This is a genomic window from Candidatus Methylomirabilota bacterium (assembly GCA_035709005.1).
Lineage (GTDB): Bacteria > Methylomirabilota > Methylomirabilia > Rokubacteriales > CSP1-6 > 40CM-4-69-5.
The window spans coordinates 1-11,709 of the sequence record DASTFB010000088.1 but is presented as its reverse complement, the minus strand read 5'-3'; the positions used below and the strand labels follow the sequence as shown (position 1 = coordinate 11,709).

The following is an 11,709-nucleotide window of genomic DNA, read 5'->3' as shown; positions in this document are numbered from 1 at the left end:
TGGCCGCGGCGACTCTATCCGCTACGACTCGGGCGACAAGGAGAAGCAGTACCGCTTCGCCGTCGAGCTCGCGAAGAGCCAGGGCATCCGCCCCGTCATGATCCTCGAGGACGGCTGGGACCTCGCGCTCACCCAGCGCTTCGAGGCGCTGCGCGAGGAGGTCGCCTGGAAGCCCGAGGAGCAGTTCTACGGCTACGGCGGGTATCTCATCGCCGCGACCGCGCCAGGAACGCTGACGCGGGACCGCGTCGCCGCCGTCTGGAAGCTGTCACAGACCGGCAGCAGGCCGACCATGAAGTTCGCCGACGATGTCAACCGCGGCAAGGAGAGCGTCCCCGGCCGCCCCGTGCTCTGGCGCCGCATGCAGGGCGGCGGTCCGACTGGCATCATCGGCCAGGAGGGCAAGGCGGAGCCCGCGGGTTACGAGGCCTGGGGCTCTGCGCCGGCCGATCCGAAGTACGCCCTCGAGTTCAGCCCCGAAACCCTGGCGCTCCAGACCAAGCTCCGGAGGACCCGATGATTCCCGACTACTACGATCCCCGCAAAGTGGGCGAGCTCTTCCTCGAGGATCCCGCGCGGATCGCCAAGGCCGCCCCCGCCCTGCCGCCGCCGGGCTGGCCGTGCTCTCGCCCGGCGAGATCGCCTCCCCCCTGCGCCACGTCCTGCGCAAGGCGGACAACATCCGGTCTCTCCTGGGCGAGGTCGTCGGGTTCGACGTCGGGCGCTCGGCATGGAGCTCGATGCCGCCACCGACCAGGCCGGGCGGGTGCTGGTCGAGCCGGACCTCAGCGTGCCCGGACACCGTGAGATCGGACGGCCTGGTCCTGCCGCTGCTGGCGACGCACATCATGTGGATCAACCTCGTGTCGGACGGCGCCCCCGCGCTCGCGCTCGGGATGGATCCGGCCGCCGCCGGCGTGATGAGCGAGCGGCCGCGGGCCCGGGGAAAGGGCGCCATCACCGGCCCCATGTGGGCGCGCATCGTGTTCGTTGGCGTCATCATGGCCGTCGCGACGCTGCTCGTCCTGGACGCCAGCCTGCCCGGTGGGCTGATCGAAGGCTCGGGCACCATGCGGTACGCACAGACGATGGCGTTCACCACGCTGCTGTTCTTCTCCCTCTTCACGGTGTTCAGCGCCCGCTCCGACGAGCACAGCGCGTTCCGGGACCTCTTCTCCAACGGATGGGCTGTGGGGGGGCCGTCCTGCTGTCACTCGCGCTGCAGGTGGCGGTGATCCACATCTCGTTCCTCCAGCAGGCCTTCTCGACCGTGAGCTTGAGCGCGGCCGACTGGCTGCAGTGCGCGGCGGTGGGCAGTACGGTGCTGTGGCTGCGCGAGCTGAGCAAGGTCGTGATGCGGGCGGTCATGGCCTGAGTGATTGGGAGTCGATCGGGCGAAGTAGGTGGGCGGTCAGAGCAATCTGGCTTCGAACAAGCGAATCGGGACCTTAGGTTGGAGGGGGCAGAAGCCGCCCCCTCCAACCTCCCGTTCGCGCGAGTTGTGACAACCCGCGCTGTCTCAGCCGCCTACCCGATGTGTTGACGGAGAAAATCTAGCGTCCGCTGGCGGGCCAGGCGGGCGCTGGGCTCGTGGTAGCTGGCGCGCTGGTCGCAGTTGAAGCCGTGGCCGGCCGGGTAGATGTGCATCGGGATCTGCGGATGCGCCGCCTTGATCTTCTCCCAGTGCTCCTTGGGGATCGAGGTGTCGGTCTCGCCGAAGTGCAGCAGCACCGGACAGCGCGGCCGCTCGTTGGCGAAATCCGCGATGGCGCCGCCGTAGTAGCCGACGGCCGCGCTCAGCCCGTCGATGCGAGTGGCGGCGAGCCAGGCCACGGAGCCGCCCATGCAGTAGCCGATGACGCCGACCTTCAGCTTATCCTTCTGGAGCGCCTGCACCGCGGCCCGGACGTCGATCATCATCGTGTCCCAGCCGATCTTGCCCCGAATCTCCCGGCCGCGGACGATGTCTGCCTGCTCGTAGCCGAGCTGGATGTTGGGCTCCACGCGGTCGAAGAGGGCGGGGGCCAGCGCGACGTAGCCGTCGGCGGCATAGCCGTCGCAGACGCTCCGGATGTGGGAGTTCACCCCGAAGATCTCCTGGATGATGACGAGGCCGCCGCGGGGCTGGCCGGAGGGGTCGGCCCGATAACCGCCGAGCTTGTGGCCGTCTTCGGCCTGTAGCGTCACATTCTGACCCATCGTCTATTCTCCTTTCATCGCTGTGGCGTCATTGCCGGGCGGCGGTGCACGCCACCTCGGCGGGGAGCGATCAGCTCAGTACTGCGGTCCGGTGGCGCTCGATGAGCTCGACGTCGATGCGGGCGCCCAGGCCGGGGCCCTCGGGCGCCCGGACCAGGCCGCGCCCGTCCACCTCGATGTCCTCGGCGAGGCCGTACTTCTGGGCGGCCGCGGGCAGGAGCACCTCGAAGAACTCGCAGTTCCGGATGGCCAGGGCCACGTGGAGGTTGGCCACGTTGTTGAGCGAGTTGCCGCCGTGGTGGATCTCGAAGTTCATGTGGAAGGCTTCGGCCAGATGTGCGGTCTTGATCAGCGCCGTGATGCCGCCTTTGACCGCGACGTCGCCGCGCAGGTAGTCGGTGGCCTGGTGCACGAGCCAGGGCGCGTACGCGGTGAAGCCGCCCGGGGAGTACTCCGTGGCCAGGATGGGGATCGACAGGTGCTGCTTGAGCTTCACGTAGCCGAGGATGTCGTCGTCGGCCAGCGGGTCCTCGTACCAGTGGAACCCGAGCGCCTCGATGGCCTGTCCCACGCGCAGGGCCTCCGGGTACTGGTAGGCCCAGGTCGAATCCAGCATCAGGGTGTAGGTGTCGCCCACGGCCTGCCGGGTGGCCCGGCAGACCTCGATGTCGACGGCCGGGTCGGTTGGCGGGTGGATCTTGTAGGCGGTCCAGCCCTGGGCCTTGAAGCGGGCCGCCTCGGCCGCGTACTCCTCGGGCTTGCCGAGCACCGCGCTGCTGGCGTAGGCCGGAAGGGTCTCGCGATACGAGCCGAGCAGGCGGTGGATCGGCAGCCCGGCGATCTTGCCGCCAAGATCCCAGAGGGCGACGTCCACGGCGCCGATCGCGCGGATGGTCGTCGAGCGGTTGCGTTGCCAGAGCGCCTGCCACAGCCGCTCCCGGTCGAGCGGGTCCTGGCCGACCACCAGGGGCTTGAGGTACCGGATCAGCGAGGCCGCGTCCAGGTCGGCGCCCCGCATGGCCGAGCCCAGGAAGGCGTAGCCTTCCGGCCCGCCGTCGGTGCGCAGCCGGACGAGGCCGAGCTGGCTCCGGCCCCCGAAGCGCCCGGTGTGCCGGCCGTATTGCGTGGGAGGGATCCCCTCCCACGCAAACAGCGTGACGTCCAGATCGGTGATCTTCAGCGTTACTTGGCCTTGGCCGCCCAGTCCGGGTGGTACTCGATGCCCACCGTCTTCATCTCGTGCATCTTCTCGCCCCAGAGCCCGCGCTGCTTCTCGCGGCCGCGGCGGTCCGTGATCTTCTCCCACTCGACGACGGCGCTGTCCAGCGCCTCCCTGGGCGACTTCCGCTTGGCCAGCGCCTCGGTGATCTCGAACGAGAGCTTCCGCGTGTACTCGTTGGCTCCGGGCAGGATGGGATCCGGGACCACGTGCGGGAAGCTCTTCTCGATGGCCGTCAGGTACTCGTCGGCGCCGGGGAACGCCTTCCGGAACTTCTCCGCCCGCAGGTGGGAGACGCGCCAGGGATCCATGATCGTCTTGGGGTCCATGACGATCTTGAGCGACTGCTCGGGATCGGTGAGCATCTCCAGCACCTTCATCGTCGCTTCTTTCTTCTTCGAGTAGATCGAGACGGCCATGGCCCGGCCGGGCGTGAGCGGCGGCCGGTGGATGATCTTGCCGTCGATCTCGGCCCCGGGGACGATGCCGAAGCCCGCCTTGCCGATGATCTTGGACTCGGCCGGGTTGCCGACCCGCTTGCCGGTGCTCGTCCACGAGTGGAGCATCGGCACCTCGCCCTTGATCAGCATGGTCTTGGGCTCTTCGGACTCGAACAGGAGCACGCCGGGCGGATAGTACTGGATGGTGCGAACCATCTCTTCGAGCGCGCGCAGGCCGGCGGCCTGGTTGACGAGCGGCTTCATGTTCTGGTCGAAGTACATTCCGCCGTAGGCGAAGAACCGGGCCCGCCACCAGTGATACGAGTAGCCGCTGCTGCTGGGCTTGTAGGAGGCGCCGGCGCCGAAGAGCTTGCTGTCGGAGCCGTCCCAGCCCCAGCCGTGGAAGAACTGGGCCATGTCGTCCCACTGCTTCCACGTCTTGGGCGCGGCCAGCTCGTAGCCGTACTTGGCCTTGAACTTCTTCTTGTTGTCTGGCCGCTCGAAGGCCACCTTGTTCCAGAACATGATGTGGATGTCGCCGTCGTACGGAATGCTGACGAGCTTGCCGGCGTGGCGGAGCATCAGCTTCTTGTAGACGTCGGGAATGTCGTCGAGCTCGAAATCGAGCTTGAGCTTCTGGATCCACGGCTCCAGGGGCTCGAGGTGACGGCCGTAGTCTGGCATGTTCGAGGGCGTGAACATCACCAGGTCCCAGGGGCTCCGGCCGCTGTTGAACTCCAGCAGCGTCTTGGCCACGAAGGGATCGAGCGGGATCACCTCGGTCTCGATCTTGATGCCGAGCTTGTCGTAGATGTCCTTCTCGGCCAGGCTGATCGAGTACTTGACGTACTCGGCGTTGACGATGGCCCGGATGGTGGTGCCCTCGTAGGGCCGCTTGGCCTGGGCGGGGGCTTCGCGGACCGCGAAGGCGCCGAGGGCGACGAGCCCACCGAGGACGACAGCGACGAGAGGACGCACGAGCCGCTTCATGGGACCCTCCTGAGCCTCAGCCTTTGGTGCCGCCGAGCGCGAGGCCCTTCACGAGGTAACGCTGCAAGAGGAACGCGACCGCGAACGCAGGCAGGACGCCCAGCACGACGGAGGCCGAGGCCTCGCCGTAGAAGGTGTCGGTGCCGCCGCTGGTGAACGTAGCCACCAGCACCATCATGGTCTTGGTCTCGATACCGGTGAGGACGACGGCGAAGAGGAACTCGTTCCAGGTGGCGATGAACGAGAACAGCGCCACCACGGCCATGCCGGGGGCGATGATCGGCATCACCACGCGGACCAGGGCCTTGACGCGCGAGCAGCCGTCGATGAGCGCGGCCTCCTCGATCTCCACCGGGAAGTCACGCAGGAAGCCGACCAGCAGCCAGACCGCGAAGGGAATGTAGACGACCGTGTAGACGAGGACGAGGCCGACGTACGAATTGGTGAGCCCGAAGGCCCGGTACATGAGGTAGATGGGGATGATGAGCGCGATGGCCGGCAGCATGCGGAGGACGAGCAGCAGCACGCTGAGGAACCCGCCGCCGAAACGCCAGCGGGCGATGCTGTAGGCGGTGGGCAGGCTCACTGCCAGCGCCGCGAACATGCTGACCGTGGAGATGGCCAGGCTGTTGAGGAAGTAGCGCAGCCCGCTGGAGTGCGTGAACAGGCGCTCGTAGTGAGCGAGCGAGGGCTCGGGCGGGATCCAGACCGGCGGAAAGGCGAAGAAGTCCTCGTTGCCCTTGAGCGACGTGGTGACGATCCAGAAGAAGGGCCCGAGGAAGAACACCAGCGCGGCGGCCAGCCCCAGATACGTGAGGGCCTGGGCCAGCCAGCCCCGCACGCGGTGGCCGCTGACGTGCCTCGCCGCGACCCGCGACCGCTCGGCGGCGATGACGCTCATGCCGCGCGCGCCTCGCGCCGGCGCTGGATGAACATGAAGACGAACGTGAGGACCAGGACGCCGATGACGATGAGGTACGACAGGGCCGAGGCGTAACTCATCCGGAAGTCGTTGAAGCCGACCAGGTAGGTGTTGAAGGCGACCGTCTCGGTCGCCCCGCCGGGCCCGCCGTAGGTCAGGATGAAGATCAGCCCGAAGAGCTTGGTGAGATCGATCATGCGGATCATCACGCCCACCGCCATCGTGAACTTCAGCAGCGGCAGGGTGATGTACCAGAAGCTCTGCCAGGGTGTGGCGCCATCGGCCTTGGCCGCCTGGTAGAGCTCCTGGGGTATCGACTGCAGCCCGGCCAGCAGCACCAGCATCATGAAGGGCGTGTTGTGCCAGATCTCGACGAGCACGACGGCGATCACGGAGATCAGAGGTGTCGAGAACCAGTCGAAGTAGACGTCGATGAGACCGAGTTGCAGGCCGAGATTGTTGATGGCCCCGTACTTGACCCCGAACATCATCCGCCACGCCATGGCCGCCATGACCGGCGACACCATGGGCGGGATGGCCAGGAGCGCGGTGAGGATCGGGCGCGCCCGGATGCCGCGGTTGAGCATGAGCGCGATGCCGAGCCCGAGCAGCAGCTCCAGCACCAGCGAGGGGATGATGATGACCGCGGTGTTCCAGACCGATCCCCAGAACCGCCCGTCCCGGAAGAGCGCCTCCGTGTAGTTGCCGAGCCCGACGAACTCGTAGTCGGGTCCCACCGACAGGTCGAAGTTCTGCAGCGACAAGTAAAAGGCGTAGACCAGCGGAAACACGATGACGAGGGCGATGAGGAACAGAGACGGGGAGGCGAAGGCGAACGGCTCCCACTGCTTGCGCTTCAGGGCGATCGCGGACACGCGCATCAAGATCTCCCCCGGGGCGCCTCTGGCGGCAGACGATCCCCGCGGCGTGCGCTGAATCTGCGCGTCCGGTGAGGTCTTGTCAAGGGGTATGCGGCGCTTCAGTAGCCTTTGCGCTTGTCGATCACGGCCAGCAAGGGCTGGCCGGCCCGCAGCCTCCGGAGATTTTCGCAGAACGTGGCGATGACGCGGCCGGCCCGGCGCGGCGAGCCGCCCGCCGTGTGCGGAGTGACGATGACCCGGGGATGCGTCCACAGGGGGTGGCCGGCTGGAAGCGGCTCGGGGTCGGTGACGTCGAGCCCGGCGCCCCCGATCAGCCCCTGTTCCAGCGCGGCCAGCAGGTCTTCGCCGTACACGATGGCCCCGCGGGTCACGTTGATGAGCAGGGCGTGCCGTCGCATGCGGCGGAACAGGTCCCGGGTGAAGAGATGATGGGTGGCCTTGGTGAGGGGCAGGCAGATGACGACGGCGTCGGACTCCGCGAGCAGGTCGTGCAGGCGGTCGTTCCGCCAGAGGGTCACGCCGGGCTCGGGCGGGACGTCCTCGATGTCCACGGCCAGGACCCGCATGCCGAAGCCCAGGGCGCGACGGGCCACCTCGCGCCCGGTGCCCCCGAAGCCGACGATGCCCATCGTCTGCTCCGACAGCTCCCACTGCTGCCGGCGGATGGCCTCGCGCAGCCCGTAGTCCGGCTGGCGCAGCGCCGTGTGCAGGCCGCGGGTGAGGGCCAGGAGCAGGGCCATGGCGTGCTCGGCCAGGTGGATGCCGACCCCGCCCTTCTCGCTGGCCAGGATGATGTCGCTCTCGACCAGTTCGGGCGTGAGGATCGAGTCGACCCCGGCGCCGATCGACTGGTAGTAGCGCAGGCGCCGGGCCTGGCTCAGCACCTCCGGGCTCACCCGGCCGAAGAGCACGTCGGTGTCGGCGATCTCCGTCTTCTGCTGGGCCGGGTCGCGGCTCTCCACGAGCCGGCTGCCCGGCCCTGCCGATTCCAGGATGCGGGCGCGGTCGGCCTGGTCGAGGGCGGGCACGATCATCAGTGGCGTGTAGAGAATCTTCATGTCCTGAGCTCCGGGACGATCCACAGGGGCGCCCGGCCGGCAGCCACGCGCTGGATGTTGTCGTAGGAGTTGCGGAAGGCCCGGGCCCAGTTCTCCCAGGTGGGTCCCGCCATGTGGGGCGTGATGATCACGTTGTCCAGGGTGAAGAGTGGATGGTCTTTCGCGGGCGGCTCGTCGATCAGGACGTCCAGCCCGGCGGCGGCGATCTGCCCGGTGGTCAGCGCCTGGTGGAGCGCCGCCTCGTCGACGACGGGTCCCCGGCAGGTGTTGATGAGGACGGCGCCCGGCTTCATCGCCGCGAACTGCCGCGCCCCCATGAAGCGGTGCGTGCTCTCGTTGAGCGGCACGTGCAGGGTCACCACGTCGGCGGCGCCCAGCAGCTCCTCGAACAGCACGAAGCGGACGCCGAGAGCGTCTTCCTGGTCCTCGGTGAGCCGCACGATGTCGTAGTAGATGACGTCGGCGTCGAAGGCGCGGACCCGCCGGGCAACCTTCTTGCCGATGGTGCCGAGGCCGATGATGCCCACGGTCTTGCCGGCCAGCTCGTAGAGGCGATGCTCGTCGAAGCCGCCGACCCGCCACTTGCCGGCGACCACGTTGCCGTGCAGCCACACGCCGCGCTTGAGCGTGGCCAGCATCAACATCAGGGTGTGCTCGGCCACGCCGATGGCGTTGGAGCCGCCGTTGTTGGCCACCGGCACCCCGGCCTTCCGGGCCGCCGCCACGTCGATGCGGTCGTAGCCCGCGCTGATCAGCTGGACCAGCCGCAGTTTGGGCGCCGCCCGGAAGAACGCCTCGTCGATGCCGGCGCGGGCGAAGCCCATCCAGTACTCGGTATCGGGAAGCAACCGCTGGTGCTCCGGCGAGGCGCGGTCGGCCACGTGTAGCTCGTAGCCCTCGGGGAGCATGGTGCGAGCGAGGTCCATGATGGTCTTGGGCATCGGGGGCGAGAACAGGATCTTGGTGGCCACGGTCTCTCCTCGTGAGCGGCGAATGCCGACCTTTATAGTCGATGGCGCCCGCGGGGACAAGCCGGCTCGGGATGGGGGCAGGGACGGCGGGCGGGCTCGACCCGCACGCCGTCCCGCCGTGCGTCAGTCGGAGACTTCGATGCCGGTCAGCACCTTCTTGCCGTCGCGCTCCTCGTAGGACGCCTTGACCTTGGCGCCCTCCTTGAGATCGTCCATCGCCTGGCCTTCGGCGACCCAGAGGCGAGTGCCGTCCTCGAGCACGATGACCCGGTCGGAGGCGTCGACCGACTGGATCTTGCCCTCGATGTCGTCGGCCCAAGCGCCGCCTACGGAGACCACGAGCATCAGCGCCAGCGCGATTCCCACTGCCTTCTTCATTCGGATCCCTCCTGGTGGTGTCGAACACAGGTGGTGAGAGCAACGCGTATGCCAGCCCTGGTCGGGGCGGAACAACCCGCAATCACGAAGGGTTTCCCCAGCGGCCCGGCCGACGCGCAGGATCCGAGTGTGGCGAGAATGCGGGAGGCGTGGCGTTCTTGCTAGGGAGGGCTGAGTCCCGCGCCGACGAGAAAGCTGCGGATCGTCGCGGCGGGGATCACGGTCGTCTCGCCCGGGACCGGGACATCGACGGTCTTCTCCGGCACGGTCTGCAGCGTGATCCGGGCCGTCCGGTAGCCCTCGACGATCCCGACCAGCGCCCCCGTCGGCGCGTCGAAAACGCCACCGCCGCTGGCGCCGTAGCTGACCGACGCGTCGATCATGCGCGCGGCCCCGGTGGTGGCCGTCTCCCCGTCCGCGCCGGCGATCTGGCTGACGATGCCGCTGACCACGGTCAGCCGGCGGCCCCAGGGAAAGCCCACCACGCGGACCTCGTCGCCCAGGCGAACGGTGTCCTTCAGGGTCACCGGGGGCAGCGCCAGTCCGGCGATCATCACGAGGGCCAGATCGCTCGTCTCGTTGAGCGCCACGACCTGCCCCTTGACCCGGCCCCGGCGGCCGGGCACGGCCACGGAGACCTGCTGCTCGCCGCTCCCGCGCATGATGTGGCGCGTGGTGACGATCCAGGAGCGCGCTCGGCCGGCGTCGGCGGCCACGACCACGCCGGAGCCCATCCGCCGCGCGCCGCCGGCGGCCTCGGCCCGGAGCTGCACGGTGGAGGGCAGGATTTGCTGCAGGACGTCGCCGGGGTTGGCGGCGGGCGGCCGCGGGGCGCAGGCGGCCAGCGTGGCGAGCACCGAGCCCAGGACGAGGGCGCCTCTCACGGCGGCGAGGCGTCTCCGCCCTTGGCCTCGAGGATGCGGTAGAGCGTGCGCCGGTCGATGCCCAGGAGCTCGGCGGCGCGCGCCTTGTTGCCCCCGGCCTCCTCCAGCACCGTGTGCACGTACCAGTGCTTGAGTGCCTCCAGCGTCATGCGCCGGGGCGGCAGCGTCGGCGGCGCCGGGGTGGCCCGCTCCAGCTCGGGCGGCAGGTCGTCGGGCAGGATGAGCTCGGACGACGACAGCGTCAGCGCGCGCTCGATGACGTGCTCGAGCTCGCGGACGTTGCCGGGCCAGTCGTAGTCTGCCAGCCGCGCCAGGGTCTCCCGGGCCAGCCGCCTGGCCGGCTGACCCGCCGCCGCCCACGTGTTCAGGAAGTGCTGGGCCAGGAGCGGGATGTCCTGCTTGCGCTCCCGCAGCGGCGGCACCCGGATGGCGACGACGTTGAGCCGGTAGTAGAGGTCTTCCCGGAAGGCGCCCTCCTCGAACCGCTTGCGCAGGTCCCGATTCGTCGCCGCGATGATGCGCACGTCGACGCCGATCGACTCGTTGCCTCCGACACGACGGATGACACGGTCCTGGAGCAGGCGCAGCAGCTTGGCCTGCAGCGGCAGCGGCAGCTCCCCGACCTCGTCCAGGAAGCAGGTGCCGCCGTCGGCGGTCTCGATCAAGCCGCGGCGACTCTGCAGCGCCCCCGTGAAGGCACCGCGCTCGTGGCCGAAGAGCTCGGATTCGAACAGGGCTTCGGGCACGGCCGTGCAGTCCACCACCACGAACGGCCGCGCGGCCCGCGCGCTCGCGTAGTGGATCGCGCGGGCCACCAGGGCCTTGCCGGTTCCCGTCTCGCCCTGGATGAGGACCGTCGTGTCCTGCGCGGCGACGCGGGCGATCATCTTGTAGATCGCCACCATCTCCGGCGACTGCCCCACGAGGTTTTCCGGCCGGTAGCGCCCCTGCAGCTCGCGCCGGTACTCACGGTTCTCACGCCCGAGCCGTTGGGCCTCCAGCGTCCGGCGCACGGCGGCCTTGATCTCCTCGATCCGGAATGGCTTGGAGAGGTAGTCGTAGGCGCCGGCCCGGATGGCTTCGACGGCGGTGTCCATGGTGGCGAACGCGGTGAGGATGAGCACGGGCAGGGGCGCGCTCAGCTTGGACAGCCGGTGCAGGACGGCGAGGCCGTCCAGATCGGGCATGCGCAGGTCCACCAGCGCCAGGTCGAATGGCTCCGCCTCGGCCAGACGCAGGCACTCCTCGCCGCCGCCGGCGGCTCGCACGCGGTAGCCCTCGCGGGCCAGCACCTCGACGAGCAGGTCGCGGGCCACGGGATCGTCGTCGGCCACCAGGATGGCAGGCGTCGCCATCATGACGGCGCGGCCTCGGTCGGCAGGAGCACGCGGAAGCTGCTGCCCCGTCCCTCGGCGCTGGCGACCTCGATGCGTCCCCGGTGCTCCCGGACGATCTGGGCGGAGATGAAGAGGCCCAGCCCGGTGCCGCGCCCGGGCTCCTTCGTCGAGAAGAACGGCTCGAAGATGCGCTTGCGATCCGTGTCCGGGATGCCGGCTCCGGTGTCGGTGACCTCGATCTCCAGGTGGTCAGGGTCGGCGCCGTTCCCGGTGGACACCGTGATCCGCCCTCCGGCCGGGGTGGCGTCGATGGCGTTGGTCAGCAGATTCAAGACGACTTGCTGAAGCTGGCTGGCGTGCCCGCGCACGCGTGGCAGGCCCGGCCTCAGGCTCAGGCCCAGGCCGGCAGCGCCGAGCCCCGGGCGGACCA

General features: G+C 69.0%; 14 protein-coding genes. 3 read left to right on the top strand and 11 right to left on the bottom strand.

The genetic code is table 11. From position 1 onward, the window contains the following. The 3 genes from VFR64_16915 to VFR64_16905 all read left to right on the top strand — a co-directional run. Positions 1 to 520: nicotinate phosphoribosyltransferase (locus tag VFR64_16915; GenBank protein ID HET9491422.1), on the top strand; the 520-nt coding region annotated here is incomplete at its 5' end. A gap of 100 nt (positions 521 to 620) precedes the next feature. Then, complete coding sequence (locus VFR64_16910) at positions 621 to 1,235, top strand: cation transporting ATPase C-terminal domain-containing protein (GenBank protein ID HET9491421.1); 615 nt, start codon at positions 621 to 623, stop codon at positions 1,233 to 1,235. Continuing rightward, the gene (locus tag VFR64_16905; protein ID HET9491420.1) at positions 1,232 to 1,375 is read left to right on the top strand and encodes a hypothetical protein; all 144 of its coding nucleotides are present in this window, start codon (positions 1,232 to 1,234) and stop codon (positions 1,373 to 1,375) included. Before VFR64_16910 ends, VFR64_16905 begins: the two co-directional genes overlap by 4 nt. Positions 1,376 to 1,527: 152 nt before the next feature. Here VFR64_16905 and VFR64_16900 read toward each other — a convergent pair whose 3' ends face one another. From VFR64_16900 to VFR64_16850, 11 genes are all read right to left on the bottom strand, one after another. Next, positions 1,528 to 2,199: a dienelactone hydrolase family protein gene (locus VFR64_16900; GenBank protein HET9491419.1), complete on the bottom strand. Its 672-nt coding sequence runs from the start codon at positions 2,197 to 2,199 to the stop codon at positions 1,528 to 1,530. A 70-nt stretch (positions 2,200 to 2,269) separates the two neighbouring features. Continuing rightward, entirely contained in the window at positions 2,270 to 3,334 is a 1,065-nt protein-coding gene (locus tag VFR64_16895) for an enolase C-terminal domain-like protein (protein ID HET9491418.1), read from the bottom strand. Between the two features lie 47 nt (positions 3,335 to 3,381). Then, positions 3,382 to 4,848: an extracellular solute-binding protein gene (locus VFR64_16890; protein HET9491417.1), complete on the bottom strand. Its 1,467-nt coding sequence runs from the start codon at positions 4,846 to 4,848 to the stop codon at positions 3,382 to 3,384. 16 nt (positions 4,849 to 4,864) lie between these two features. Next, complete coding sequence (locus VFR64_16885) at positions 4,865 to 5,749, bottom strand: carbohydrate ABC transporter permease (protein HET9491416.1); 885 nt, start codon at positions 5,747 to 5,749, stop codon at positions 4,865 to 4,867. Continuing rightward, positions 5,746 to 6,651 (bottom strand): sugar ABC transporter permease, encoded by a 906-nt coding sequence (locus VFR64_16880; GenBank protein HET9491415.1) that lies wholly within the window; start codon positions 6,649 to 6,651, stop codon positions 5,746 to 5,748. The genes VFR64_16885 and VFR64_16880 overlap by 4 nt, the downstream gene beginning before the upstream one ends. A 98-nt stretch (positions 6,652 to 6,749) precedes the next feature. Beyond that, positions 6,750 to 7,709 (bottom strand): D-2-hydroxyacid dehydrogenase, encoded by a 960-nt coding sequence (locus VFR64_16875; GenBank protein HET9491414.1) that lies wholly within the window; start codon positions 7,707 to 7,709, stop codon positions 6,750 to 6,752. Next, positions 7,706 to 8,680 (bottom strand): 2-hydroxyacid dehydrogenase, encoded by a 975-nt coding sequence (locus VFR64_16870; GenBank protein HET9491413.1) that lies wholly within the window; start codon positions 8,678 to 8,680, stop codon positions 7,706 to 7,708. The genes VFR64_16875 and VFR64_16870 overlap by 4 nt, the downstream gene beginning before the upstream one ends. A gap of 123 nt (positions 8,681 to 8,803) precedes the next feature. Beyond that, a complete protein-coding gene (locus tag VFR64_16865; GenBank protein ID HET9491412.1) occupies positions 8,804 to 9,058 on the bottom strand; it encodes a DUF1344 domain-containing protein in 255 nt (84 codons plus the stop codon). A gap of 161 nt (positions 9,059 to 9,219) precedes the next feature. Next, the gene (locus VFR64_16860; GenBank protein HET9491411.1) at positions 9,220 to 9,942 is read right to left on the bottom strand and encodes a serine protease; all 723 of its coding nucleotides are present in this window, start codon (positions 9,940 to 9,942) and stop codon (positions 9,220 to 9,222) included. Then, on the bottom strand, positions 9,939 to 11,300 hold the full coding sequence (locus VFR64_16855) for a sigma-54 dependent transcriptional regulator (GenBank protein HET9491410.1): 1,362 nt from the start codon (positions 11,298 to 11,300) through the stop codon (positions 9,939 to 9,941). Before VFR64_16855 ends, VFR64_16860 begins: the two co-directional genes overlap by 4 nt. Continuing rightward, positions 11,297 to 11,709, bottom strand: a 413-nt coding sequence (locus VFR64_16850; GenBank protein HET9491409.1) for an ATP-binding protein, incomplete at its 5' end; no start/stop codon positions are given. The genes VFR64_16850 and VFR64_16855, both read right to left, overlap by 4 nt.